The following is a 26,907-nucleotide window of genomic DNA, read 5'->3' as shown; positions in this document are numbered from 1 at the left end:
ACGGGAGCGAACCGCAGACGCTTTTTAGGAGGGACTTAGGCTATGGGTGAACGATTTCAGTCATTTTGCGATCAATATCCAAATGAAGAGTCCTGCTACGACTATTTTTTTCGGGTCAAGTGGCCGGAAGGCTTCATATGCCCCCGCTGCAGTTATCGTCATGCTTATATCATTCGTTCCCGGAGAACCCCTCTTTATGAGTGCCGTGCATGCCGCCATCAAACAACGCTCACTGCGGATACCGCTTTGGAGCGAAGTCGTCTCCCGTTGCGCAAATGGCTTTTTGCCTTCATTCAATGGTCCGACTATGAACTAGGAATCAACGCAACTGAGCTGAGCCTTGAAATACAGGTTACTTACAAAACGGCCTGGTCAATGCTGCACAAAGTGCGGAACTTCATCAGCAGAGCAGAAGACAGCCAGCCGCTTTCCGCCAAAATCGTTGGAGAACTCGCTTTCATAGGCCGACCGCATAACTTTTCCTTCGAGTTGCACCCTAAAGAACATCCCGTTATTATCGCTGCCTCTCTTCAGGAGGCCGATGTCCCCTCCCGCGTAAAAATTAAACTGGTCGAGCCGGCCCACCTTCACTGCAAAATGTTGACCCGATCAGGCTTGAGCGCATTCACCGGCCTTTACACGGATCGTTCATCCGAACAACCGGACATCTCCAAGTCGTATTTCCGGCTTCATCGCAACGCCCGATTTAAACAATGGCGGAATACCGTCAGATCGTGGCTTCACCAAAAATTCCGCGGAATTGGCCGAAAACACCTCCAACTTTATTTGGATGAGTTTTGTTATCGATTGAACGGAACTCATCGATGCCCTTCTTCCGACGGGCCATTATCCCGCACCTCAATTCACCTTTGCATGCATCCATCCGAATGTTCCTAGGGTGTTGGGTTCGTCGTATCCCTGCCTGTGCTACAAGCTCACCCTGTCCATTCATCTGACAATCGGGCAGCTATGCCCCCGACTCCTTTCGGCATTCCGGCTAATTCCGGTTTAATCCCATTGAATGATCCTTGCTTGCTTGTTAGATGGCTTGTTGTTTAGCATATGGTGCGAATGTTTTATATCCTAATTATATTGTCATCGGAGGAGTTTGATCATCTTTGGGGCAGCTTGATCTTTATGTAACTGGCACAGCTTGATCTTATGTAACTCTGAGGCGGATTGATCATGTCTAATTCTGGGGCAGTTCGGTCATATGGCAACCGAGGCAGATCGATCGTATGTAATTCTGAGGCAGCATGGTCATATTCAACCGAGGCGGATCGATCGTATGTAATTCTGAGGCAGCATGGTCATATTCATATTAATAATTGGGGGTGAACCCTGCTTCTTACTTTCCTGAGTCAAGGGGATAATACTCCAAAGGTTCTAGAAAACACTATCTAGAAATCGCTATCTAGAAGCCGTTATCTAGAAGTCGTTATCTAGAAGTCGTTATCTAGAAGTCGTTATCTAGGAATCGTTATCTAGGAATCGTTATCTAGGAATCGTTATCTAGGAATCGTTATCTAGGAATCGTTATCTAGGAATCGTTATCTTAAATTGCTATTTAGAAATCACTTCTTACAATCACTATATCGTAGAGCCACCACTGGGAGGTATTGGGATGCTTTCTTTTAGACGCGTCTGGAAGAGCAATGTGCAATCCCAGCAAATGGCTTAAATTAATATTGTTGTATGATGGATTGTTGTATTATGAGCGGCTGACCGATACAATAAATGGGTTCATATTTGATTCTCGCCGCAATCGTTGACCGCGTCACGGTTATGAGGCGCAAGATGGGGTGGAGTAGGTTGCTTAGCGGATTTTCGAAAAAAACGTTTTGGTTCAGCCCTTTTGTTCTTTTTACCATCACAATGATTTTTAAAATATACTTGGCCGCCTTTGTCATCTATGACGGGGAATTGCTGCGGCCACTGCTTACCGGCCTTCCTTCGATATGGACGGCATTTGCGCTTGTCGAGCTGTTTGCGTCCAGACGCAAGCTGGCGGTATACCTGATCGTGAACCTGCTGCTGACGACGGTTTATTTTGCGGTCATTATGTATTACAAATATTTTGGCATTATCGTCACTTATCATGCACTGATGCAAATTGGCCAGGTGGCGGAAGTTAAAGGCAGCGTGTTTCAGCTGCTGCACCCTTATTTTCTGCTTATCTATGTCGATATTGTCGCGGCAGCACTTGTTCTTATTTTCAACAAAAAAATCCGGCATTCCTGGAACAAATTATCGAACCGCCGGTTTCAGCCTCTAGGGGCTCCCTTTGCGCTTTTTGTTTCCATGTTTGCCATATGCGTCCTTATTGTTTGGCCGAATCGCGGCATTGCCAACGAACTCGTGCAGAATGAGAGGATGGGCATTTTAAATTACGAAGTTTTCTTGATGGCGACCGGCGGCAACGAGAAACTGCTCAATCCCGCATCGGTAAATCAATCTGCAATTAACGAACTAAAAGGGATTTCGGAGGTCGTCAATCCGGTCGGCAAAGACGCTGCGAAGGGACGGAATGTAATCGTCGTACAACTGGAGGCGTTCCAGAACTTTCTGCTGGACAAAACGATTGACGGCAAAGAAATTACACCCAATTTGAACAAACTGCTGAAGGAAAGCGTCTATTTCCCTCATTTCTACCAGCAGGCGGGGTCCGGCAATACGTCGGACGCCGAGTTTTTGACGAATACGTCTTTATATGTACCGCTCCGTGTTCCCGCGACGGAAGCTTATGCCGACAAAGCGCTGCCCAGTCTGCCAAAGCTGTTCCGGGCACAAGGATACGAAGCGCTTACCTTCCATACGAACGACGTTGCGTTCTGGAACCGCAAAAATCTGTATCAGGCGCTAGGTTTTAGCCGCTATTACGATCGGGCATTTTTCGGGGATGAAGATATTGTGCATTTCGGTTCTTCCGATGAGGTGCTGTACAAAAAAACAGTTGCCGAGCTGAAAAAGCAGGCTGAAGCGGGCAAAAAATTTTATGCAATGATTATTTCCATGTCGTCGCATCACCCCTTTAACTTGCCGGAACCAAAAAACAAAATCAGCCTGCCCGATCGTTACCAAGACACGTTCGTCGGCGATTACATCTACTCGCAAAACTATACGGATTACGCGCTTGGCGTTTTGTTTGATGAATTGAAAGCCGGCGGATTATGGGATAACAGCACGATCGTTATATACGGCGATCATATGGGCCTGCCCATCTACTCGCTTTCGAAGACCGACCTCAGCCTGCTGAAGGAGCTGAACGGCCGCGATTATAATGATGCGCAGATGATGAACATTCCGCTCATTATTTCCGCACCGGGCGCACTGAAAGCGCAGGTATTGACGCAGACGGGCGGCCAGAGCGACATCATGCCGACCATTGCCAATCTGGCCGGCATCTCGCTCGCAGGTACGGTTCACTTCGGGCAGGATCTGCTGAACCAGCAGCATAATCTGCTGCCGGAACGATATTACTTGCCGTCAGGCTCGTTCATTAACGACAGGGAGATCTTCATTCCCGGCGCCGGGTTTTCGGACGGGCGGAGCATTCCGCTGACGAAGGCTGATAAATCAGGCAATGCCGCAAGTACACTGGAGGCGGATCAAACTAGATCTACCCGAAGCGAGTTCGATCGGGCATTAAAGCTGCTGCAGATGTCCGACAGCTATGTCCGTTCCCTCCCCGCCTACAAGCCCGATGAAGGTGTTCCCGAAGACGGCAGCAAGAGCCGATAAATTCGTTGGCAATCCAAATAAGCGTTGGCAAATCCAAAAAAGCATCGAAGGACATCTGAAAACGCAGACGAAGCTTCGATGCTTTTTCATTTTCATCGTTATCGAATAAGGTTTTGCTTAATCTCACCCGGAATTACCGCCGCACAGACTGCTCTCCGCTGCCTCCCATCGCAAATATGCGTTCGATTCCTTCGCCGCTCTCGGCTTCGGCGAGTGGGGCTTCGGCGCGGGCGGGAGCATCCGGCCTGTACGACTGCACTTCCTCACCGAGCTGCAGCATCCGACGGTCCAGCGAAGCGATCAAATCCGCCGACTCCTTTAATTGCAGCCGGATATGGTCCGGCACATCGGAATTAAATTTATAATATATTTTGTGCTCCAGACTGGCCCAGAAATCCATTGCGCTCGTACGGATCTGAATCTCCACCTTCGTATACTCGGTGCGGTCGGTCAAATACACCGGCACCTCCACAATCATATGGACGCTCTGGTAGCCGTTCTCCTTCGGATTTGTCACATAATCCTTCACTTCCACGATCCGGATGTCGCTTTGTCCGCTGATCGCCCGATAAATTTTATAAATGTCCGTGGAAAAGGAACAGATGACCCTAACGCCTGCAATATCACGAATGTAAGCCTTTGCATTTTCGATCGTCGCTTCATGGCCTTTGCGCCCCAGCTTCTCCCGGATGCTCGCTAACGATTTCAGTCTCGTTTTAATATGCTCGATCGGATTGTAGTCATGTATAAATTGAAATTCTTCGTTTAAAATTTTCAGCTTCGTGCTCACTCCGTCCAAGGCGAACTTGTAAAACAGCATCATGTACTTCCATTCTTCCAATTGGTTGTCGTCCATTACCGGTCCTCCCATCGTGCCATTGATTATAGCGGTCTTTACTTAAAAAAACCTGAAATGTGTATGCTGCCCTAAATTTTGACAATGGTTAGAAGCCGATTCATAATGTAGAATAGAGCTCGTTGGGTTTACAAAAAAGTTACATTTCCAAGTCACCGAGAGAGGAAGATTGAGCGTGCAATCCACCCGTCTTTACCGGTTTCTTGCAACCCGGACATTTATTTTTTTCTCGCTTATCTTACTGCTTAAGAGCGCGCTTGCCTGGTTCGTCGTATTCGATGACGGTCCTTCATGGACGATTGTCGTGACCGAAATGCCGTTCGTCTGGATCGTGTTCTGTCTGATCGAAATATTCGCGTCCAGACGCAAAGTTCTCTACTACGTAATCGCCAATCTGGTCATGACCGGAATTTTGTTTGCCGTCTTTATGTATTTCAAGTATTACGGCGTCATCGCGACTTACCATGCGCTTCAGCAGGCCAATCAGGTAACAGCCGTCAGCAACAGCGTGTTTTCACTAATGGATCCGTATTATCTGTTTATTTTTCTGGATGTTGTCGTGCTCATCTACATGTTAATTGTAAAACGAAAGCAGCTTTTCAACAACATCAGGCCGATGGGGAATCCCAAAATAAGGAAGAGCGTTTATGCGGGCCTTTTCGCCTTCTCCGTCGCCGTCTGCCTTTTTAACATTGTGCCAAACCGGGCCAGTATGAATGAACATACAAAGGCGGAAGAGATGGGCATATTGAATTACGAAGCCTATGTGCTGCTTGCACCGGAAAAAGAAGAGCTGGAGGCGCCGTCGTCCATTACGCAAGAGAGAGTCAATCAGCTTAAAGGAATTTCGGAACCGCAGCATCCGCAATATGCGGGGGTGGCCAAAGATAAGAACGTTATCATTATCCAGATGGAGTCATTCCAGAACTTCCTGATCAATTTGAAGATTGACGGCCAGGAAATAACGCCGACGATGAATCGGCTGGCCAAGGAAAACACGTATTTCAATCATTTCTATCAAAATGTCGGCCAAGGAAACACGTCCGATGCCGAATATGTCGTCAATACATCCTTCTACATCCCGCGCAGCGGAGCGGCAACGATGTCCTACGCCTACAAAACGCTGCCGAGTTTGCCGAAGCTGTTGAAATCGGCCGGCTACAATTCGGCTACTTTCCATACGAATGTGGTGGAATTTTGGAACCGCGGCGAACTGTACAAGGCGCTTGGCTTTGACAAGTATTACGACAAAGAATACTTCGGCGACGTAGACAAAGTGTTCTTCGGAGCTTCCGACGAAGTGCTGTACGACAAAACCGCCGACAAGCTTGCCGAAATGAATGAGCAAGGCGCGCCGTTTTATGCGCAGGTCATCTCCATGACCGCCCATCACCCGTTCTCGACTCCGCACGAGAAGGACAAAATTACGCTCCCCGAGCGGTATGCCGATACACTCGTGGGCGATTACCTCCGTGCACAGAGCTACGCTGATTACGCGCTCGGCAAGTTCATCGACAAGCTGAAATCATCCGGCTTGTGGGATGACAGCGTCGTGCTCCTCTACGGCGACCATCTAGGCCTGCCGATCTATTCGCTTGACAGCCACGAAAAAGAGCTGATGAGCGAAATTTACGGCCGGGAATACGGTTATACCGATATGATCAACATTCCGCTCATATTGGCCGCCCCTGGGCTGGCAAAAGGAGAGGTTCTACCGCAAGTGGGCGGTCAGGTCGACATTTTGCCGACCGTCGCCAACTTAACCGGCGTGTCGCTTGCAGACCAGCTTCATTTGGGCCAGGATTTGCTGAACCAGAGTCACAACCTGATTCCGGAACGTTACTATCTGCCGTCCGGATCGTTCATTGGCGACGACGCATTGTTCATCCCCGGCAGCGAATACAGCGACGGCACCGTATATCCGCTCGCAGGGGGAACGTCATCCTCCTCCCCTTCTATTTCTGAGGATGCCTATAACCGCGCACTTGAGCTGCTGCTTCTGTCGGACAGCTACATGACACAGCTGCCGGATCATTCCTAGCTTCCAGCCATTATCTTCACATGCCGCACCCGTCAAAAGGTGCGGTATTTTTCGTTTACACGATCCGCGGGTGTGGTAACCTTACAGTATGAATACGAAAGGCGGGATTTTCGACGATGCTGGACCAATATCGGCTGCAAAAAGGAAAGCGGACGAAGCTGAAAGCGTTCGATCCTGAAGACACGGGCGGCATAAAAGACAAGGATGAGATCCGCGCAGATTTTGATCGATTGGAAAACAAGCTGAAGGAGCTGCAGGATAAGCTGTTTGCGTCCAAAATGCATGCGGTGCTGGTCCTGTTCCAAGGAATGGACTGCAGCGGCAAGGACGGCGTCGTGAAAAAGGTGCTCTCCGGTCTGAACCCGAACGGCTTCCGCGCCGAAAGCTTCAAGAAACCGACCGTCGAAGAAAGCGCCCACGACTTTCTGTGGCGGACGCACCGGCTCGTGCCGGCCAAAGGTTACATGACCGCCTTTAACCGGTCATATTACGAGGAAGTGCTCATCACTAGAGTTCACGGCCTCGTATCGGATAAAGAAGCGCGCAGCCGGATGAAGCATATTCAGCATTTCGAAAAAATGCTGCAGTCGCAAAACGTGCTGCTGGTCAAAATTTTTCTGCACATATCCCCGGAGTTCCAGCTGGAAAAAATCAAGGAACGGATGCAGGACCCCGAGAAGCTGTGGAAGTTCGATATCAGCGACCTACAGGAGCGGCGTTACTGGGACGGTTACCGAAAAGCTTATGAAGACGTATTCGACCGTACGACGACCGACGCCGCGCCGTGGTATGTCGTCCCCGCCAACAACCGGTGGTTCCGGAACTATTTGACGCTGCAAATCATCGTGTCGGCGATGGAAGACTTGTCGCTGGCCTATCCGCAAGCGGATATCGATCTGGATGCGTTTCCAACGTAACGTCTTCATCTCATTATTCCATTTTCCAAAGGAATTGCCCGCAGCGTAATCGAATACAAAGATGTACATGTGCATACAAAATCGGTACATATGCATTTTTTATACCAGGAGGAGTGAAGCATTGATGAACGCAATAAAGCCGATTCCGCTCCAGCAGCGGGGACTGGCCGCCAGCCAGCTTGTGCTCGGTTGTATGGGGCTTGGCGGAGGCTGGGATAACAGCCCGGTGACAGCGGAGCATATAAAAGAAGGGCATGCGGCGGTTGAAGCCGCTCTTGAAAGCGGTATTACGATGTTCGACCATGCGGACATCTATACAAGGGGCAAGGCCGAACAAGTCTTCGGACAGATTTTGCGGGACAAGCCGGACCTGCGCGAATCGATCATCATCCAGTCCAAGTGCGGCATCAAGCTGGGCAGCGGCGAGGACGGCTCCAACCATTTCGATTTTTCGGAGGCGCACATTACAAGCAGCGTAGACGGGATTTTGCAGCGGCTCGGTGTGGAATACCTCGATATTCTGCTGCTGCACCGCCCCGATCCGCTGATGGAGCCTGAGGAAGTCGCCCGCGCTTTTGCGCGTCTGAAGGAATCCGGTAAAGTGCGCTATTTCGGCGTGTCGAATATGAGCGCCGGTCAAATCCGGCTGCTGCAGGCTTATACGGAGGAACCGATCGTAGCCAATCAGCTTGAGATGAGCCTGGAGCGGATCGGATTTCTCGAAACGGGCGTGCACGTGAATCAGGAAGCGGCGAAGGACAACGTCTTTCCGGAAGGAACGCTTGAATTTTGCCGATTGGAGAACATTCAGCTGCAGGCTTGGAGTCCACTTGCAAAAGGGCTGTTCTCCGGCCGGCCGCTGGACGACCAGCCGGATCATGTGAAGAAAACCGCGCAGCTGGTAGGCCGGCTGGCCGAAGAAAAAGGGACGACCCGAGAAGCGGTCGTGCTCGCCTGGCTGATGACGCATCCGGCCGCCATTCAGCCTGTTATCGGGACGAGCAATCCCGCACGTATCCGTGCCTGCAAGGACGCAGCCCGGCTTCGTCTGACACGCAGCGAGTGGTACAATCTATACACCGCTTCAAGAGGCAAGGTGCTTCCTTAATGCCGGACAATCGCCGAATCATTGTCGATGCATCGTTGGAAGATCTGGATGCGATCGTCGCCATTTATAACGAGACCGTTCCCGGTCGGATGGTCACGGCCGATCTGGAACCCGTCACGGTTGCCGACCGTCTGCCCTGGTTTCACGAGCATTCGCCGGATTTCCGGCCGCTGTGGGTGATGAAAGAGGACTACCGCGTCATCGCGTGGCTCAGCTTCCAGTCCTTCTACGGCCGTCCCGCTTACAACGGCACCGCCGAACTGAGCATCTACATCGCTGAAGAATACCGGTCGCAAGGAATCGGACGCACGCTGCTGGAGCAGGCGCTGGCGGAAAGCCCGCGGCTCGGTCTGCATTCGCTCGTCGGCTTTGTGTTCGGCCATAACGAGCCGAGCCTGCGCCTGTTTGACAAGTACGGCTTCGAGCGCTGGGGACGTCTGCCGGGCGTCGCCATTCTCGACGGCGTACACCGGGATTTGGTCATTTTGGGGCGTAAAGTATGAGAGGTTCCAATAAAGAAAAAGACGGCTTCACCGCGCGCAAACGCGGGACCGTCTTTTTTTCTGCCTTAGAATAAATTTGAATGCGGGATGCATGGTTCATTGTGCATGTGCATGGAAGGTATAGCTGCTGCGCCGTCCTTTTGGGTATTATCCCCTTGGCTCAGAACGAGTTCGGTTTTAGCGATTACCCGCTTTTTTCACTTCACTCGGAATGAGTTTTGGATTTGCGCTTATCCGCTTTTTCCTACATTCACAATGAGTTTGGATTTAGCGGTTATCCACCTTTTCCGGGTAAAGATCGTGGTTCATCAGCCGATGGTCGGCCATCGCCTCGTATTTCGTTCCGGGGCGTCCCCAGTTGCAGTACGGATCGATGGAAATGCCGCCTCTTGGCGTGAACTTGCCCCACACCTCGATATATCGCGGATTCATCAGTGCGATCAGATCGTTCATAATAATGTTCATGCAGTCCTCGTGAAAATCGCCGTGATTGCGGAAGCTGAACAAATACAGTTTCAGCGATTTGCTCTCGACCATCAGCTGATCGGGAATATATGAAATGTAGATCGTGGCAAAATCGGGCTGTCCGGTCATCGGGCACAGGCTCGTAAATTCCGGACAGTTGAACTTGACGAAATAATCCCGCTGCGGATGCTTGTTCACAAAGCTCTCCAATATTTCCGGCGTATACTCGAACTTGTACTTCGTTCCCTGGTTGCCGAGCAGCGTCACTCCCTGCAGCTCTTCTTTTGTGCGTCCTTCCATTGCTCTCATCTCCTTTGCTTCTGTCTTAATATCGTCCGTTCCGTTCGTTCCGTTCGGCTCACACGCCGCGTTTGTTGCCCCAGATCCAGGCATGAAGCTGCGGCAGCACCCGCACCTGCTTCCATCCCGGTTCCGCCATGACCCGCTCCACGAGCCATTCGTAACGCGCCTGCAAATGACGGAGCAATTCGCCCGCGTCCGGCTCCAGCAGCCGGTCGTTGCCCGACTGGAGGAAAAAAGGAACCGCCGGATATCGCTCGTGTACACCGGCTGCGTAGCGCAGATCCTCTTCGTCGAAAATAACGACCTTCAAGCTGAATCGGCTGCCGGCGTCCTGAAGCCGGCTTACGATTTGATCCAGTACCGCCCAGTCGGTCTTCATGCCGGAGCTAGGCGGCTTGGGGGAGAGCGTAAGCTCGTCGACGGCGACAAACCAGTCCTGCCAGCGGCTGCCCTGCGTTTCCAGCGCCACCGCCGCCCCGCTTTCATGCAGCAGCTCAATCAGCTGCCCGAGCTGCCGCAGCAGGGCGGGATTGCCGCCCGACAGCGTAACGTGGCCGGGAGCGCCGCCGCCCAGCTCCCGCAGTTCAGCGTCGATTTGCTCCGGCGTCAAGAGCCGGATCTCCTCCTTGGCGCTGCCGTCCCAAGTGAACGCCGAATCGCACCAGGAGCAGCTGTAATCGCAGCCGGCTGTCCGTACGAACATCGTTTTTTGCCCGATGACCATGCCTTCTCCCTGCACCGTCGGTCCGAAAATTTCCAGCACCGGGATGCGCGAAGCCGGGCCCGCGGCTGCTTCGGCGTCGTGCGCTCCTTGGACGATTGCGCCAGCCGGCTTGCGGTCAGCGCTCATGACGGACCTCCGGGTGCGGACGGTAAATGACGTAGCTGGTCGGAGTCTCCCGCAAAAAAACCTGGATGCAGCGCGGACGGTTCGGCCGCGTATCCAGATGCTGCTGCACGAGCTCGCAGACGATGCGTGCAACGGCTTCCGTTGTCGGGAAGCGGCTTCCGTCCTTCGAGTCGAACAGCTCCGTATCGTCGTTAAGCAGCCGATGATCGAACCGGTCGTGCACGAGCCGCTTCAGCACCGCAAAATCGATCAAAAACCCGCACTCGTCCAGCTCGTCTCCGGCAATGGTCAGATTGGCGAAATACGTATGCCCGTGAACTCTGCTGCACTTTCCCGCCTCTTCGGCCGGGATGTAATGCGCCGCGGCAAACTGCATATCCTTGTTCAATTCGTAGCGGTAGCTATGCGACGGCGCTGGATAAATCTGCTGTATCATCGCGATCCCTCCGATCCGCCCGCTGCGGAAGCCGCGCCGCGCCGCGACACATAAGCATCCAGTCCGCGCCGCCGCAGCTTGCAGGCCGGGCATTCGCCGCAGCCGTCGGCGATGACGCCGTTATAACACGTAAGCGTGCGCTCCCGCACATAGTCGAACGCGCCGAGCTGGTCGGCAAGCTCCCACGTCTGCTCTTTATCGAGCCACATCAGCGGCGTCTCGATCACAAACGGGTAGTCCATCGCCAGGTTCAGCGTCACGTTCAGCGACTGAATAAAGCTGTTGCGGCAGTCCGGATACCCGCTGAAATCAGTCTCGCAGACGCCGGTAACAATCCGTTTCGCCCCGACGCCTTTGGCCAGTACAGCCGCGAACGACAGGAACAGCAAATTCCGGCCGTCCACGAACGTCGACGGCAATCCGCCCTCCTTAGGAGCATCCGCCACTTTAATATCTTCGCGCGTCAAAGCGCTCGGCGCCAGCTGGTTCAGCAGCGACATATCCAGCACGTGATGCTTCACGCCTAGGTCGCTCGCAATGCCGGCCGCCACCTCGAGCTCTTGCGCATGGCGCTGGCCGTAGTTGAAGGTGACGGCCTCGATATCCCGAAACCGTTCTTTCGCCCAGAACAGACAGGTCGTACTGTCCTGTCCGCCGCTGAACACAACGATCGCTTTATCCTTTTCTTTTTGCTCTTTCATATCCGATCATCCTCTCGTTCTTTTCATTCCGGGTGCCGCGAAGGGATTCCGTCCGCCCGTCGAAGGCCTCTGTCTTTCCGCGACGCGGACTTCCGTCCGTCCGTGGAGGTCCTCCGCCTTTCCGCGACGCGGACTTCCGTCCGTCCGTGGAGGTCCTCCGCCTTTCCGCGAAGGGCTTCCGCCTCCGTGAAGGAATGCCGCCCCGACTCGAACTTCGGAGCCCTTGCGCAGCTCCCGATGCAAAAGAAGAAGGAAGTTTCCGCTTCAAACCCTGGGCGCAAAAGAAACGGCGTGAAGCGATATGCCGCTTCACGCCGAACAAAAGAAACGAGCGTCCTGCAGACGGACGTCGTTGTCTTAGTTTTTTATAGAGGGAGTTCGCGAACCTCTCCCGGCGCTCGCCCCGATAACGGGAAAACCGCCGGACTTCTTCTTCAATTGTCCTTTCCGTACTATAGCATACCGCGGCGGATTTGGGAACCTGCCGGGGTGCTCCCGTTCAGATGAGGTCGAAGTTCGCGGATATATCCGCTGCTGCTGCTCCGATCGGGATGATATGAGGTACCTCCGATTCCAATTCGGCGCTAGATCACCTTCCAGTCGCCCTGTTCCTCGGTATAAACGGAAATCAGTACGATGGCAACCTCATCGCCAACGTTCTTGACTTTGTGCGGCGTGCACGCGTTCCAGCAAAAGGAGTCGCCTTCTTCCAGTACAGCGCCTTCTTCGCCCTGCTCCGCATAGATTTTGCCCTGGAGCACCAAATGCACTTCTTCGCCTTCATGGGCGTGCGGGAGCTCGCCGGTCGATGAGCCCGGAGGGAACTCGACGAGCATCATGCGCATATGTTTGGTCGTACCTACATGGGACACCTTTAAATGCTCGGGGCCGCTCGAGGTGTGCCGGCGTTCTTCCTTGCGCACGATGTGCATCCGTTCTTCTTTTCGAAGCAGCAAATAAGCAAGCGGCACCTTGAGCGCCTCGGCAATGCTTTCCAGCGTTGCAATCGAAGGGGAAGTTTTATTCGTTTCCACCTGACTCATGAACCCTTGGGACAATCCTGTTTGTTCGCATATTTGGGCGATCGTAATATTTTTTCGTTTACGGATCGCGCGGATCGTGGAGCCGATATCCACAAGCAATCACCTCGCTGAAATAATGGGGCCGCAGATCTATCCTCATCATACCATTTTTCCATTACCCGACGAATCATTCCATGCAAAGCCCTATCAAAATATTAGCTATAGAAAATATAATTATATATTATCAATATTTTTGTTGACATACCAGTTCAGCTTATGTATTTTATTCTTATAAATAAAACATTAATATTACTTATAAAATGGAGGCGAGAAGTTCATGAGAACGAACGTGGCTACAACTTTAATGAGAGTGGTGCTTGGCATCCTGTTCCTGGCGCACGGCATCAGCAAACTGGACATGGGGCTTGGCAATGTGGCGGGATGGTTTGAAAGCATTCAGCTTCCCGGGTTTTTGGCTTATATTGTGGGAATAATCGAATTGGTCGGCGGCATTATGCTGATATTGGGTTTATTTACGCGTTACGTCTCCGTCTTATTTATCGTGATTATGCTCGGTGCGATATTTTCCGTCAAATTACCCGCCGGTTTGCTCGGCAACGGTCAAGCCGCAGGCTACGAGCTCGATCTCGCATTCATGATGATTGCCTTGTATCTGGTGCTGGCGGATAAAACGGGCTGGTCGCTGGACAGCGTATTATTTAACAAGGGAAGCAAAACGAATGAAACAGCCCTATAAGTATGACATTCATCTTCCCGAAGGCTATGACGAAGCGAAGCGGTATCCGGTTATTTTCACGCTTCATGGCAAAGGCTCGAACGAGCGGAATATGTTCGGACTGGTGGAGCCTTTGCAAGATCGGTTCATTATTATCGGGATTCGCGGCGATCTTCCATTGGGGGCTGGGTATCAATATTATGAGCTGAAAAGCTTGGGTAACCCGATACGGGAAATGTTCGATGAGGCGGTCCTGAAGCTGCAAGCGTTCATTGATGAGGCGTCGGCCAAGTATGCGATCGACGCATCGCGGCGCTATGTGCTCGGTTTTAGCCAAGGGGCGATTCTGGCGATGACACTCGCGCTGACGCTGGGCGACCGGCTTAAAGGGATTGTGGCGCTGAACGGCTATGTGCCTGCTTTTGTAAAGAGCGAATATGCCCTGCGCAGCGTTGAAGAGGTATCCGTCTTTATCTCGCACGGTGAGTTCGACCGGGTGTTCCCGGTAAACATCGGAAACGAAACGGCCGCCTATTTCAAAGCGCTGAACGACCGTACCATCTTCCGAACCTATCATTCGGGTCATGAAGTAACAGAGGCGAACCGGCAGGATGTGTTGAATTGGTTGCTTGAAGACAGCCTTCGGGCTGTGGAAATGGAGTGATAACACGTGATTCCTTCTTACTTTTTTGCGCATGGAGCACCGTCGCTCGTCATTGAAGACCATGAATATACCCGGTTTTTAAAACAATTTGCCGCTTCGTTGCCGCGGAAGCCGAAGGCGATCGTCATTTTTTCCGCTCACTGGGAAAGCCGGATACAGGAAGTTGGCTCCGTTGAAACGCACGGCACGATCTACGATTTCTCCGGCTTCCCGGATGCGCTGTATCAAATGACTTATCCGGCGCCCGGCGACGTGCCGCTGAGCGAGCAGGTATCGGCTCTGCTAAGCGGAGCCGGTATCGGCAACCGGCTGGATACCCGCCGGGGCTTGGATCACGGGGCATGGGCCGTTCTGAAGCTCATTTTTCCGAATGCGGACATTCCCGTGGTGGCTTTGTCGGTGAACCGTTATTTGAGCAATGAGCAGCAGTACGAGATCGGTAAAGCGCTGGGAGAGCTGCGGGAGCAGGATATTCTGATCATTGGCAGCGGAGGGATCGTGCATAACCTGCGGCAAATCAAATGGGGCGCCGGAGCCGAAACGGTCGATTCATGGGCGCTCGAATTCGATCAATGGATACAGGAGCGTTTGGAAAACTGGAACACCGAAGAACTGTTCCGCTATGAAGAGCTCGCTCCTAACGCCAGCCGGTCTGTGCCTACCAACGAGCATTTTATTCCGCTGCTCCTTGCAATGGGAAGCGGCGATGCGAACCGCAAAGCGCAGCTGCTGCACCGGAGCTATCAATGGGGCAGTTTGAGTTTGGCCGCGTGGCAGTTTAGCTGAGCGGATATTTCCGACGGTGGCCGATGGTTGCCGACGATTACAGGCTATCGTCCCCTCCACCGTTCTGGCGGAAGGGACGATAGCCTGCTTGCTTTGAACCCATCTGGCGGAGCATTAGAGGTATGTTTCCTCTATGACCCGGCCGTTCGCATGCTCGGCTCTAGCCGGAAATCGAATACCGCTCCCGCATCGACTTTGCCATCTCGCGCACTTCATCCGGCGCAGGAAGCTGCAGCGATGCCGCTGCGGCTGCCATTCCCTGTTCGGTCTGCCGCTGTCGAATCGTCCGTTTGACCGCCTCAGCGAATACGGCCGGCGCATCGGGTCCAATACCGGCAAGCTCGTTTAAGCTGGCGGTGCTGTCCTCCGTCACCTGCGGATAGCTCGCCGGGTCGGCACCTTCGGCCGCGCGGGTGTAAAATTCACGCACCAGAGAGGCCCGGTCTTTCCCCGAGCCTCCCGCGATCACGAATGCTTGAACAGCGAAGGCACGCAGCTGCCGCCGCTGCGCAATGCCGCAAAACTTGAATGCGTTTATGCTCAAGTCGTAATCTCCAGGGCAAAAAGCCCCCTTCACCTCTCCTTTATCGACCGTCCGCCCGCTGCCGGCCAGAGCTTGAGCGATGAGCCCGTACATATGCTCGAAATCATCGCGGAAATGGGAGGCGTTCGGTTTTGCATGGGGCAAAATAAGCGACAGGTTGACCACGCCCAAATCGAGCGGAACGGCAGCGCCGCCGGAATTGCGGACCGCAACCGCATATCCTGCCGCTTCCAGCCATCGCGCCGCACTTGCCGCACCCGGAAGCCGGCTGTCTCTCATCCCCATGACGAAGGCGCGCGGATGCCGCCATAGATGACAAATCGCCGGCCCTCCTTCGCCCGTCCGCTTGCACAGCAGCTCATCCAGAGCAAACGGGTAGAGCACGTCCGGCTCCGACAAGTCGTTCGTCCGGTCCAAAATGAGCATATTATCGAGCCTGGCAAGCGTTGCTTCTATCACCGCCGATGTCCCCTTCGTCTTCGATCTAATCGCACCGTATATTCCGGCTTATTCTGGCCCCAAACGGAGCGACGGGCTGCAGGAATCCATTTTAAGCAGCTGTCTAATCTTCATCGATTACTTCCGAACAAAAAATGAGTATCCGATGTAAATGTACCTTTTCTGCTCGCAGGATACAATAGGATACGAAACCGAAGCACCTGATCCTCGAGCGCCCGATCCTTGAACTATGATACGTTTTCGCTCCGTATGTGCGTCTGCCGCCGGCTTAAAATGCCTGAGCATGCACCCAACGTTAAAAACCTATCGGCGCGCATGGTCCGGCATCGTTCCATGCTCTCCGGCTAATGAGGCTGTGCCGCGCCAGCTTCCGATTCCGGCGCCTTCAGCCAGAAGAGGGGGATCAGCACCGTCATGCCGATCAACATAAACGCGCCAGAGAGGGCAAAGATGATTTGGAGCGGCAGTACCGATTTGATCATGCCGGCCAAAAGCATCATCACGGTCATTGTGCCGACGAACAGCGGATTGAGGATGCCGTTAACGCGCCCGACGACAGACTCATCCGACCATTTAAGGATCATGGTGCTGATCGCGATATGAATCGTCGGGAAGAAGAAGCCGGCCAGAAACTGTAACGCCATTGTCAGCGCTACATTTTGAGAAAAGCCAATGCCGATCGTACACAGCCCTTCGACCAGCATGCCAAGAGCAAGCAGCTGCTGCGGCGAAATCTTCTTGGCGATCACTGCGATCACTCCGCCCCCGAGCAGCATGGCGCTTCCGTTGACGATCATCATAAACTGCAGAAACTCCTTCGGCTTGTCAAGCCGTTCGGTCACGACAAACAGACCGAGCGATTGGGAAATGCCGACTGCGATGCCCGCCAGGATGAACGTCAGCCCGAGAGGCTTGAGCACCGGACTGTTCAGGATGTAACTGACCCCCTCGGACAGCTCGCGCCTGAACTGTCCTTTTTGCGGCGGCGCTTCCGTCCCGCCCTCCGCCTTGTCCGCCGGAAGCCGGAACAGTACGAGGCCTGAAAGCAGGAACGCGATCCCCATAATGGCAACCGCCCACGAGATATCGAATTGCTGGTAAACGAACACTCCGAGCGCAGGCCCGACTACCATAAACACGGCGACTAACGATTGGAACAGCGCCATCGACTGCTGCAGCTGCTCGCCCGGCACATGCACCTTGAACAGCCTCATGGCGGATGGTTGGGAAAACTGCGACAAAATCGCCGATACGAGCGTGACGAAAAAGACCGCCTGCCAAATTTCCAGCAGCAAGGTCAGCAGCACGACAAATACGGAAACTGCCGACAGCAGGTCGCACCAGATCATCGTTCGTTTGGGCCGCCACCGGTCCGCAAACGTGCCGCCGATGAAGGAAAAGATGAAGATCGGCGCAAACTCCGCCACGGAAATAAGCGAAATCGCAAGCGGATCCTCGTTCGTCTTGTCAGCCACATGCATCAAAATCGCGAAATTGCGCACCCAGATACCGATCTGCAGCATCACATTGGAAAGCAATATCGTCTGAAAAAAGCGGTTCGCAAACAAGCTTGGCGTTTTGACCGCATCTACAGCATTCATTTAAATTCTCCTTTTTCTCTCTATTTCGTATAGTCGTTGTCAATCACTTGCCCGGCGGCGGATTCCACCCCGACGGCGGGTTTGACCGGCGACGGATTTGACCCCGGCGTAGAGATGACCGCCAGGGCCTGCTCCGCTGCCTGATCTTCAGCCTTTTAACCGCGGCTTTATGCCGGAGCCAGAACCTGCGCCTGAGCCGGACGGTCCGGTCAGGACGGCCAGCTTGTGCTTCGGTATGGCAAGCGATACGTTCTGCAGGTTGTTTCGCGTGCGCCTGTGATCACGCTGGCATTGTTCAACGAGATTCCTCCATTTCGTTCGTCGATTTTCACAGCTGTTGTTACGTTTTGCATGAATGACTGGATATCTCAATTGTATAACATTAATGCAAGTGCTAAAGTTGCGATCCGTTCGATAAGGCCATCCAAGGATTCCGTAACGAAAAGTATGAGATAGTACTTGAAGGTTTTAATTGAATCGGCAGACGGTCTCGCTTTGCCCAATCGCTTTCCAAATTCCGCGACAGGGCAGCGGCGTTGCGCCGGGCTGGACGATTACGGGAGGGGCTGCCCGCATGCAGAAAAAAACCTCAAGGACCGGTTCCATACCCGCTCCTTGAGGTTCCCTCTTCCATGATTCAATTGACGTCAGCGGTTCCGCTCGTGTTACGCTTCCGCCGCCGCTCCCGTACCGGGCGCCGCCGGGCCGGGATTAACACCGCGTGCCCACTTCTTGCTGCGCCAGCGCCACAAGCAGAGAGCGCCGCGCAAATATTCGTCGGCGATCATGCACACATAAATGCCGATCAGCCCCCAGCCCAGCTCGACCCCAAGCACATAGGAAATACCTACGGAAACGATCCACATCGAAAACAGCGATATTTTCATCACAAAGCGTGTGTCCCCGACCGCATTCAGCGTGTCGCCAAGCCCCATGTTCAGCATTTTGCCGGGCTGCAGCAGCAGGTTGAGGCCAAGCAGCGACGCGCCGAGCGCAATGATTTCCGGATCGTCCGTAAAAAATCCGAGCAATTGCCGGCCGAATATAAAAATGATCAATGCGTTGACGATGACGACAATCTGCCCGGCCAGCATCATCCGGAAGGCGGTTTGGGATACCTCCCGCATTCTTCCCTCCCCGTACAAATAGGCTGCCTTGATCTGGCCGGCCAACGCCAGGGAGAAGCCGAGCAGGAAGCAGAACGATTCCAGCGAGTTCATGTAAGTCCGGGCGGCCAGCTCTTTCGGACCAAGCATGTTCAGGAATACGTAAATGACGAGCTGGGAGAACACCCAGCTGGCCATGTTGACGCCGAGCGGCCAACCGATATTCATCACTTCGCGGAACAAGCCGCGGTGCCACAGCTTCAAATCGGGAAGCCACATTTTCCGCTCGAACGCATAAATGAACATATAGAACAGCAGCAGCGTGGCCAGAAGGCGGCTGACCAGCGTCGACAACGCAACGCCCGTCAGTCCCCACTGCGGGAGACCGAACGCCCCGTAAATAAACCCGTAGTTCAATACGATATGCACGACGTTCATGCCGATCGCCGTCACCATCGGAGCCTTCGTATTGCCGGTGTTGCGGATGACGGTGCTCAGCGTTGTCATCAGCGCCGTGAGCAGCATGCCGCCGCCCACGATCGATATATAAGTGTCAGCCAGCGGGAGCAGGCTTTCCGGCATTTGCAGCGCCAAGGCGATCGTGCGCGGCATCGCCATCAGCACGATACTGAGCAAAAGACCGATGCCGAAGGTGGCCTTCACCGCGATAACGGAGATCGTCCGCGCGTCCTCTTCCTTGCGCGCGCCCAGCTTCTGGGCAATGAGAATGCCCGCCCCGCTCGCTACGATTGTAAACAGCGTCGTAAGCGCCGCGAACAGCTGATTGGCAAAGCCGACGACGGCTACCGCGTCGTCCGAGACGCGGCTGACCATGAGCGTGTCGACCGTCCCCAGCAAAAATTGCAGCAGCAGCTCGATGAAAATCGGCCATGACAGCACCCACAAGTTGTATTTTTTATCCATACCCTTCACAAAATAAACCTCCAGCCATCCCTTCCGCATCCGGCCGTGATCAGCGTCGGGGACGATATATTCAGATCACATTATAGATGCTATACTGCGGTTAAGGTATCACATTTTGAACTGGAATTTATAATTTTGAAACCTCTCATCGGATGAAAGGGGTGCCTATCGTTGGAGCTGCTTCAATTCACCGTCCCCCCGCTTCCGCACTATATCAGCAGCGGTTTAGGATTGGACCCACCGGGCAGCAAACATGTGAACCGCCGCGGCATCGGGGTGTTCGACCTGCTGATGGTGCAGGAGGGCTGCCTGTACGTCGGCGAGGAAGACCGGCGCTATGAAGTGTCGGCCGGTTACTCGCTCATTCTCCGCCCGGACTGCCATCATTTCGGGATCGAGCCGTGCAGGGAGACGACGCGCTACTACTGGCTCCATTTTCATACGGCCGGATTGTGGAACACGACCGACAAGAAGGTTACACCGCCGGGACGAAGCCGGGAAAAGGCTGTCGATCCCGATGCATACAAGTTCTTCGCGGAGTCGTTTTCGGTCCAGCTGCCGCAGTTCGCCCTTATGGCTCAACCGGCCAAAATATTCGATCTCGCGGAGCGGCTTACGGCGCTGTACGAGAGCGGGGCGCTTGGCGGGGCGATGTGGAAGCAGCAGCTGCTGTTTCAGGAGCTGCTGATGCTGCTGTCCGCTTCGATCGACACGTCCGGCTCGCAGCCCGCGGCGGCTTGCGCCGAGCTGGCGGCCGCTTATTTGCGGCGCAACTTCAGAGACGATATTACGATCCGCGCGATGGCGGACAGCCTTAATTTTCACCCGGTCTATATCGCCCGCTGCATGCAGAAGGAATTCGGGTGCTCGCCGGTCGAATATTTGCTGCGCTACCGGATCGAGCAGGCGAAGCTGCTGCTGCTGCGTACCGATTACTCGATCTCGCGCATCGCCGGCGAGGTCGGGTTTAACCAGGCGGCCTATTTCGCCTCCTGCTTTACGAAGTACGAAGGGCTTTCGCCGCGCAGCTACCGCCAGCGCTTCTCACACGGATGAACGGCGGCGGACAGCGGGAACGCAAAACAAGCCACCCTTATAAATGGCGGTGAGCTGAAATTGAACACGTCTAGGTGCCGATTTGAACCGCCGGATAGGGCGGTTTTTTGGTATAGATTGCGTAAAAGCCAACCGATTAAAAGAACGCATACCGCGGCAGCGTTGATATAACTGACCGGTTTCAAATCGCGTTCCACGACATGTACTACTAAAATCGCTACTGCAGTCGCAAACGGAATAACATATTCCATTTTCCAGTCCCCCTTTTCCGCTTTATATTTCTAAGTTCAACACCACATTTTTCCCCAACCGGCATTATCGTCTCCGTGTCAACCAGCTGATGCCGGCCAAAATCAAAAAAATGACGAAGCCGATGAATCCCCCTACAAAAGATCCGCGGCGTAATCCAGCATACAAGCCGCTCATGGCAATTGTACAGGGCAGTATGCCTAAAGCGGTTGTCCATAGCTATAGATGTAAACTCTCCGGGTACAGGGAGCATATATCATTTTTTGTACTCGCCGATCCGCAGGAGATAAATATAAAAAGCGATAAAACCGATAACAAGGGTAAGCCCAAATATACGAAAGCAGCGTTTGAACCGTAGAGCGGAATTTTATTACCGAGAACAAGCCGCGCACAGGCGAGAATAGGGAGAAGTATGCTTCATAGTAATGCAATACAAAAAAAAGGAGATGTTCAAATGAAAAACAAGATCAAAAATACTTTTTAAACCGCAATTTTGGCAAGCGCGGTGCTGTTATCTACGGTTCCATTCAATGACTTCCCTATTTTTGCTGAGTCACTTATATTCGCGATCATTACGCCAATTTGTAATAAGAAATGTGTAGTCACCCCGCGCATTTTGCGTAAGGTTACTTCACAAACAAAACCTGCACCGCGCCCCCCTCCTACCCTTCACCGAAGATTTGCATACGTTGGCCGTTCCACAATAATTATCTTGATATTTAAACATGAAACTATACAGCAATACAAAAAGTAAAACGAGGAGATGTTTAAGTGAAAAAAATACTTCTATTCGGTGTTGCCCTTGTTGGATTAATATTTTCTTTTGAATCGACAGGAGTCTATGCAGAGGGTGAATTACACCGTCCTCTGTATCACATTACGCCTGAGGTAGAGTGGATGAACGACATACAGAGACCTTTATATATCAACGGTCAACACCATTTATACTTTCTTTATAACAAAGATTATTCAAGTGGTGGAAATGGTACCGAGTGGGCACATGCGGTGTCTACAGATTTAGTTCACTGGGAAAGAAAGCCTGTAGCTATTGAAAAATATAAAACTCCATATGGAGATCCTTGGACGGGTAGTACGGTTATCGATGTGAATAACACAGCAGGATTTGGTAATAATGCCGTGATCGCGCTAGTAACGATGCCGTTTGAAGGACAGTCTACACACCTTTGGTATAGTACAGATGGCGGGAATTCATTTGCATATTATGGTATCGTACAGCATAATCCAACGGGTAGCGCCGATTTTAGAGACCCAAAAATCATTTGGCATGAACAAACACAAAAGTGGGTCATGCTGTTAGCAGAAAAGGATAAAGTGGGGTTTTATACATCTTCTAACTTAAAAGATTGGGAGTATGCTTCTTCCTATGTCAGACAGGATATAGGACTTGTTGAATGCCCCGACTTGTTTCAATTGAATGTAGATGAAAATAGCAGCAATAAAAAATGGGTATTGATGATCGGAGGTAACGGCTTTAATTATGGTTTAACAACGGGTTCGAGTTACTTTGTAGGTGATTTTGATGGAAGGGAATTTTACGCTGAAACGCCTGTCGAATGGCTGGAACGGGGTGCAGACTCCTATACAGGCACCACCTGGGATACTCCGTATACAAACGGGAACTACAGATATTTTATTTCGTGGATGAATAATTGGAATTACGCAAGAATACTTCCATGGGATACGTTCAATGGAAACACGAGCATTGTAAGAGAAATACGGTTAAAAACAACACCGGCCGGATTAAAGCTGGTTCAAAAACCAGTTTCGAATCTTCAAGATAATTTCCCTACTATAATGGATATAAGCGGGACAAATATATACTCTGATCAAGAGAATATTTTTAAAGATTTTCATGGGCTTTCTTATTCGATAGAGGCAAAAATAGACGTAGCAGATTTGACGGAAGGAAAGTTTGGGTTTTCTCTTCGAGATGGGGATGGACAGCATACCGATATCATATACGATAAATCAATCAATGAACTTGTATTTGATAGGCAAAATTCAAGAATAAAGATTGATGTTGAAGAGTTTAATAGACAACAAAAAGTTATCGTTAACCCGATAGAGGGAAAAATGAAGTTAAATATTTTAGTGGACAGAGGTGCCGTTGAAATATTTATCAATGACGGAGAATACGTGCTTAGTAATTTAATATTAAACGATATGTCTTCAGATGGATTGAGGCTATGGACGGATGAACATGTATTTTTAGAATACTTAAAATTAAGCGTTGCTAATGAGTCTACGATCCACTAAACAAAAAAGGCCTTCCTCATCCTCGATAATAAGAATGGAAAAAGAGCAGATCTGCACCCGGCAGTCTGCTCTTCAACCGTTCCTTTAATTTTTGTCGGCGCCGGCATTCGTCAGCGCAGCGGATTAAGCTGCACCGCGGCTCCTTTGCCGCTGACCTGAATGCCGGTCGCCCGCTTGCCCGAAGCGGACAAGTCGGCGGACAGCCGCTCCAGCAGCGCCTTCGCTTCCGCGCCCTGCTTCGGTCCCTGCAGCCGGACGGCAAGCTGCACCGGATGTCCCGATGTAAGCAGCTTGTCCGCCTGCCTCCGTTTCGTATCGTAGTCATGGTCCTCGATGCCGACCGTCAGGCGGATTTCCTTCACTTTGAGCGTACGCCCGGGATCGGTGTTTCTTTTTTCCCGCAGCGCGGCCTCCTTGGCCGTCCCCTTGCCGATCAGCTTGCACGGCGGCGGGCTGCTCATCAGCGACAGGCAGACGAGGTCGGCTTTGTGCCGCCGCGCCAGCGCGAGCGCTTCGTCGCGCGGCATAACCCCAAGCTCCTCCCCGTCGATGCCGGTCAGCAGCACCTCGGACGCCTTAATTTGTTCGTTCATCAGTACAGCCATTATTTTCCCCCTGTCGGTACCTCGAAAACCTCATCCCTTTATCAAATGTCGATAAGACCGGACCGTCACATCTCTGTTATTGTACAACAATGTTCTTTGAATAACATTGTGTTTGTACGCAGCCGCGTTTTCCGGTAAGCTTAGGGAACGATATTCTAATAGAACGGGTGTTCCAATATGAGTTCCGAAACATCATCATCATTCAAACCGGTCTCTGCCGGCGCAAGCACCCCTGCAGCTACGGCCAAGCCGGCAGGAGAGGCGTCACCCGCCAAACCTTTGACTCCCTTCAAAAGACCGCTCGGAGCAGCCGGACGCGCCATTCCGCTCGCGCCTCTTGCCGACGGGCGCGGCAGCGCCGAGCTCGTTCCGGACAGCGCGGAAGACAGCGGCTACTTCCGGGCGCTCGAGCAGCGCGGGCTGTTTCTGAACCGGGCGCAGATCGAGGCGGTGCGCCACGGCGACGGGCCGCTGCTTACGCTTGCGGGCGCCGGATCGGGCAAGACGTCGGTGCTTGTCAGCCGCGCCGGCTACTTGATCCGGGTGCGCGGCGCCGATCCGCGCTCGATTCTGCTCGTTACGTTCTCCGTCAAGGCGGCAGCGGAAATGAAAGCGCGCATCTCTTACCTGCCCGGCATCACGGCCGGACAAGCCGCGGGCGTCACCGCGCGCACCTTCCATTCCTTCTTCCTGCAGCTGCTGCGCAGCCGCGGCTTCCGGCACGAGGTGATCGGCGGCGGCGCCAAGCCGCAAGCCGTCATGACAGCGATGCTGCGGGAGATGGGGCTGAAGGATGAATTTCAGCCCGAGACGGCGCTTGCCGTTCTATCTGACGCCAAGCTGAACGGGAACGGCGCTGCCGGCCTGCCCGAAGGGACGGTGTCCGAGCGCAGCCTGAAGGCGCTGCTGCTTCGGTATGAGGATTGGAAAGAAACGAGCGGGAGCATGGACTTCGACGACATTCTGCTCTGGTCGCACCGGCTGCTGCTGGAGCAGCCTGAACTGCTGCGGTCTCTGCAGCGCAGGTTCCGTTATGTCATGATCGACGAGTTCCAGGATACGAACCGGCTGCAGTACGAGCTGATCCGGCTGCTCGTCAGCGATCACGGCAACCTGATGGCCGTCGGCGATGACGACCAGACGATCTACGGCTTCAACGGCGCGCGCAGCGAGTACATTCTTGGCTTCCGGGACGCGTTTCCCGGAGCGGCAACCGTCACGCTCGACGTCAATTACCGTTCCTCGGCCAGTATTGTCGGACTCGGAAACGAAGTGATCCGCCACAACAAACGGCGGCATCCGAAGACGCTGCAGGCTGCCGCCGAAGGGGCGGCGCAGCCGCAGTACATCACGCCCGGGAGCACGGATCAGGAGGCGGAAGCGGTGTCTGCCCATATCCGGGCGCGGGTGGAGAGCGGCGCGCGGGCTTACGGCGACTTCGCGGTGCTGTACCGGACGGCCAGCAGCGCGCGGGCGATGTTCGAGGCGCTCGTGCTGTCCGGCATCCCGTTTCTGTACACGGAAACCGGTGAGCTGTTCTACGAGCAGCCTGCCGTCAAGCCGCTGGTAGACTGCCTGCGGCTGTCGCTTGACCGGCGGAATTTTGACGCGATGGAAGGGATGCTGCACACGCTGTATGTAAACCGCCATAAAGGAATGGCCCATATCCGGGCGCTCGACGCCCCGAGACCGAAGAAAGGCCCGCTCATTCATCTTGTTTCGCTGGAAGGGCTGAAAGAGTTCCAGCAGGAGAAAATCCGGGCGCGGATCGCGTTCATCAAAATGTTGAAACGGATGAAGCCCGCAGAGGCGATCAAGCGGATGCGCCGCGATTTTTATGACGCTTTCCTTGAAACGGAAGGCCATCTGCCCGAGACCGCCCAGAAGGAAACGGTCAAGGAGGCGCTCGATGAGCTGGAGTCGTCCGCCGGCCGCTTCACGGAGGTGTCCGCCTTCGTCGCTTTCGTCGACGGGCTGATCGCCCGGCACGCGGAGATGAAAGGCGCCGACCGCCATGACGACGCCGATGCGGTCAAGCTGATGACGATCCATAAGTCGAAAGGGCTGGAGTTTGCGGCCGTCGTGCTGATCGGCGCTTCCGAGAGCATCCTCCCCCACAGTTTGGCGCTCGATGCCGACAAGCTGCCCGACTATGTACCCGGCGCCTCGGCCGCCGACAAAATCGCAAGCGCGCTCGAGGAAGAACGGCGCCTCGCTTATGTTGCCGTCACAAGGGCCAAGGAAGAGCTGCTGATCAGCTCCCCCGCATATTATCGTGGGCGCAAAACCGAAGTGTCGCGCTTTATCCAGGCCGCATTCGGCCTTCAATATAAAGGAAAAGCATAGCCTGTCCAATGTATGGTCGTGCGGCGTTGCCATAAGCGAAGGGGCTACCCCGTAAGTCTCTTGAAATGACTTGCGGGGCAGCCCCTTTCGGCGTTATTTACGTGACCAATGATCAATGAATAGCGGCGATAGCATTCACCTGTTTGAAGCTGACAAACACGATGGAACCTTCAGGGAAGCGGCTGCGATGGCTGTTGTTGCTTCTGTTGCCGTTGGTGCGGTTGTCGAATCTGCGGTCGCGGTCAATGATCGTCATTTGGAATCCGTTTCCATCTACACTGATAATTTGGCCGACAAGCTTTTTCTTTTCAAGTTGAACCGCAACGAGCGTGCTTGCTATAGCCCAGCCGCGAAGGCGCTGCTGGAGCGAAGGTCCAAAGAACGGGTCGAGTCTGCCGCGGTCGGATCTGTTGGATTTGTTGCTGCCGCTTAAACCGCCGACGTTGCCGCCTCCCATATAACCGCCGAAACATTTAGTGCGTGCTTTTTTTATCATGGCTTTTCCTACCTTTCATTTAAGATACGATATTCTATGTATTCCATTATGAAAGGTATAGACGAATAGCTTGATAGATTCGCGGAATTATTGAAAGAATAGAGTACAGGCCTTA

Annotated in this window: 24 protein-coding genes and 1 riboswitch; of the genes, 12 read left to right on the top strand and 12 right to left on the bottom strand. The window is 53.2% G+C overall.

All coding sequences use genetic code 11. The features are described from left to right. Window positions 1-42: 42 nt before the first annotated feature. The gene (locus VN24_RS26925) at window positions 43-897 is read left to right on the top strand and encodes a transposase (protein WP_082083740.1); all 855 of its coding nucleotides are present in this window, start codon (window positions 43-45) and stop codon (window positions 895-897) included. A gap of 915 nt (window positions 898-1,812) precedes the next feature. After that, window positions 1,813-3,741: an LTA synthase family protein gene (locus VN24_RS12360; protein WP_338012234.1), complete on the top strand. Its 1,929-nt coding sequence runs from the start codon at window positions 1,813-1,815 to the stop codon at window positions 3,739-3,741. Window positions 3,742-3,874: 133 nt separating this feature from the next. Here the strand turns inward: VN24_RS12360 and VN24_RS12355 are convergent, their stop codons facing one another. Beyond that, the gene (locus tag VN24_RS12355; protein ID WP_420798617.1) at window positions 3,875-4,597 is read right to left on the bottom strand and encodes a GTP pyrophosphokinase; all 723 of its coding nucleotides are present in this window, start codon (window positions 4,595-4,597) and stop codon (window positions 3,875-3,877) included. A 175-nt stretch (window positions 4,598-4,772) separates the two neighbouring features. Between VN24_RS12355 and VN24_RS12350 the strand changes: the two genes are divergently transcribed. The 4 genes from VN24_RS12350 (at window position 4,773) to VN24_RS12335 (ending at window position 9,166) form a co-directional block, all read left to right on the top strand. Continuing rightward, entirely contained in the window at window positions 4,773-6,638 is a 1,866-nt protein-coding gene (locus VN24_RS12350; RefSeq protein WP_045670657.1) for an LTA synthase family protein, read from the top strand. A 116-nt stretch (window positions 6,639-6,754) separates the two neighbouring features. Continuing rightward, window positions 6,755-7,555, top strand: a complete 801-nt coding sequence (locus tag VN24_RS12345) for a PPK2 family polyphosphate kinase (protein ID WP_045670656.1) — start codon at window positions 6,755-6,757, stop codon at window positions 7,553-7,555. Between the two features lie 124 nt (window positions 7,556-7,679). Continuing rightward, complete coding sequence (locus VN24_RS12340) at window positions 7,680-8,663, top strand: aldo/keto reductase (protein ID WP_045670655.1); 984 nt, start codon at window positions 7,680-7,682, stop codon at window positions 8,661-8,663. Next, on the top strand, window positions 8,663-9,166 hold the full coding sequence (locus VN24_RS12335; RefSeq protein WP_045670654.1) for a GNAT family N-acetyltransferase: 504 nt from the start codon (window positions 8,663-8,665) through the stop codon (window positions 9,164-9,166). The genes VN24_RS12340 and VN24_RS12335 overlap by 1 nt, the downstream gene beginning before the upstream one ends. Before the next feature lie 267 nt (window positions 9,167-9,433). Here the strand turns inward: VN24_RS12335 and queF are convergent, their stop codons facing one another. The 5 genes from queF to VN24_RS12305 all read right to left on the bottom strand — a co-directional run bounded on the left by queF (window position 9,434) and on the right by VN24_RS12305 (window position 13,057). Further along, the gene (queF, locus tag VN24_RS12330) at window positions 9,434-9,940 is read right to left on the bottom strand and encodes a preQ(1) synthase (RefSeq protein ID WP_193790112.1); all 507 of its coding nucleotides are present in this window, start codon (window positions 9,938-9,940) and stop codon (window positions 9,434-9,436) included. Between the two features lie 49 nt (window positions 9,941-9,989). Beyond that, entirely contained in the window at window positions 9,990-10,658 is a 669-nt protein-coding gene (queE, locus tag VN24_RS12325; protein ID WP_045673236.1) for a 7-carboxy-7-deazaguanine synthase QueE, read from the bottom strand. A gap of 115 nt (window positions 10,659-10,773) precedes the next feature. Then, on the bottom strand, window positions 10,774-11,220 hold the full coding sequence (locus VN24_RS12320; protein ID WP_045670652.1) for a 6-pyruvoyl trahydropterin synthase family protein: 447 nt from the start codon (window positions 11,218-11,220) through the stop codon (window positions 10,774-10,776). Further along, window positions 11,217-11,921: a 7-cyano-7-deazaguanine synthase QueC gene (gene queC, locus VN24_RS12315; protein WP_045670651.1), complete on the bottom strand. Its 705-nt coding sequence runs from the start codon at window positions 11,919-11,921 to the stop codon at window positions 11,217-11,219. Before queC ends, VN24_RS12320 begins: the two co-directional genes overlap by 4 nt. Window positions 11,922-12,272: 351 nt before the next feature. After that, window positions 12,273-12,316: riboswitch (PreQ1 riboswitch) on the bottom strand. A gap of 189 nt (window positions 12,317-12,505) precedes the next feature. Beyond that, on the bottom strand, window positions 12,506-13,057 hold the full coding sequence (locus VN24_RS12305) for a helix-turn-helix domain-containing protein (RefSeq protein WP_045670649.1): 552 nt from the start codon (window positions 13,055-13,057) through the stop codon (window positions 12,506-12,508). 223 nt (window positions 13,058-13,280) lie between these two features. Between VN24_RS12305 and VN24_RS12300 the strand changes: the two genes are divergently transcribed. The 3 genes from VN24_RS12300 to VN24_RS12290 are packed head-to-tail and all read left to right on the top strand — an operon-like array spanning window position 13,281 to window position 15,129. After that, complete coding sequence (locus VN24_RS12300) at window positions 13,281-13,700, top strand: DoxX family protein (RefSeq protein WP_045670648.1); 420 nt, start codon at window positions 13,281-13,283, stop codon at window positions 13,698-13,700. Next, on the top strand, window positions 13,684-14,343 hold the full coding sequence (locus tag VN24_RS12295; protein ID WP_045670647.1) for an alpha/beta hydrolase: 660 nt from the start codon (window positions 13,684-13,686) through the stop codon (window positions 14,341-14,343). Before VN24_RS12300 ends, VN24_RS12295 begins: the two co-directional genes overlap by 17 nt. A gap of 6 nt (window positions 14,344-14,349) precedes the next feature. Then, window positions 14,350-15,129 (top strand): DODA-type extradiol aromatic ring-opening family dioxygenase, encoded by a 780-nt coding sequence (locus tag VN24_RS12290; protein WP_045670646.1) that lies wholly within the window; start codon window positions 14,350-14,352, stop codon window positions 15,127-15,129. Window positions 15,130-15,289: 160 nt separating this feature from the next. Here VN24_RS12290 and VN24_RS12285 read toward each other — a convergent pair whose 3' ends face one another. The 3 genes from VN24_RS12285 to VN24_RS12275 all read right to left on the bottom strand — a co-directional run bounded on the left by VN24_RS12285 (window position 15,290) and on the right by VN24_RS12275 (window position 19,763). Next, on the bottom strand, window positions 15,290-16,099 hold the full coding sequence (locus VN24_RS12285; RefSeq protein WP_052703200.1) for a lipoate--protein ligase family protein: 810 nt from the start codon (window positions 16,097-16,099) through the stop codon (window positions 15,290-15,292). Between the two features lie 377 nt (window positions 16,100-16,476). Continuing rightward, a complete protein-coding gene (locus tag VN24_RS12280; protein WP_045670644.1) occupies window positions 16,477-17,733 on the bottom strand; it encodes an MFS transporter in 1,257 nt (418 codons plus the stop codon). Between the two features lie 665 nt (window positions 17,734-18,398). Further along, entirely contained in the window at window positions 18,399-19,763 is a 1,365-nt protein-coding gene (locus VN24_RS12275) for an MATE family efflux transporter (protein WP_045673235.1), read from the bottom strand. A gap of 171 nt (window positions 19,764-19,934) precedes the next feature. On the opposite strand from VN24_RS12275, the gene VN24_RS12270 reads away from it, so the two are divergent. Then, window positions 19,935-20,819 (top strand): helix-turn-helix transcriptional regulator, encoded by an 885-nt coding sequence (locus tag VN24_RS12270; protein WP_045670643.1) that lies wholly within the window; start codon window positions 19,935-19,937, stop codon window positions 20,817-20,819. On the opposite strand, the gene VN24_RS27375 is transcribed toward VN24_RS12270, so the two are convergent. Then, entirely contained in the window at window positions 20,792-21,070 is a 279-nt protein-coding gene (locus tag VN24_RS27375) for a hypothetical protein (protein WP_148505232.1), read from the bottom strand. The two genes, VN24_RS12270 and VN24_RS27375, sit on opposite strands and share 28 nt — an antisense overlap. A 769-nt stretch (window positions 21,071-21,839) precedes the next feature. Between VN24_RS27375 and VN24_RS12265 the strand changes: the two genes are divergently transcribed. After that, on the top strand, window positions 21,840-23,345 hold the full coding sequence (locus tag VN24_RS12265; RefSeq protein ID WP_045670642.1) for a glycoside hydrolase family 32 protein: 1,506 nt from the start codon (window positions 21,840-21,842) through the stop codon (window positions 23,343-23,345). Between the two features lie 110 nt (window positions 23,346-23,455). Here VN24_RS12265 and infC read toward each other — a convergent pair whose 3' ends face one another. Next, on the bottom strand, window positions 23,456-23,950 hold the full coding sequence (gene infC / locus VN24_RS12260; protein ID WP_045670641.1) for a translation initiation factor IF-3: 495 nt from the start codon (window positions 23,948-23,950) through the stop codon (window positions 23,456-23,458). 177 nt (window positions 23,951-24,127) lie between these two features. Between infC and VN24_RS12255 the strand changes: the two genes are divergently transcribed. Beyond that, the gene (locus VN24_RS12255; RefSeq protein ID WP_082083737.1) at window positions 24,128-26,296 is read left to right on the top strand and encodes an ATP-dependent helicase; all 2,169 of its coding nucleotides are present in this window, start codon (window positions 24,128-24,130) and stop codon (window positions 26,294-26,296) included. Between the two features lie 112 nt (window positions 26,297-26,408). Here the strand turns inward: VN24_RS12255 and VN24_RS12250 are convergent, their stop codons facing one another. Next, complete coding sequence (locus VN24_RS12250; RefSeq protein WP_045670640.1) at window positions 26,409-26,792, bottom strand: hypothetical protein; 384 nt, start codon at window positions 26,790-26,792, stop codon at window positions 26,409-26,411. Window positions 26,793-26,907 lie beyond the last annotated feature (115 nt).

Origin of the sequence: Paenibacillus beijingensis (assembly GCF_000961095.1) — a bacterium.
Lineage (GTDB): Bacteria > Bacillota > Bacilli > Paenibacillales > Paenibacillaceae > Paenibacillus_O > Paenibacillus_O beijingensis.
This window is presented reverse-complemented; position numbering and strand designations above follow the sequence as displayed.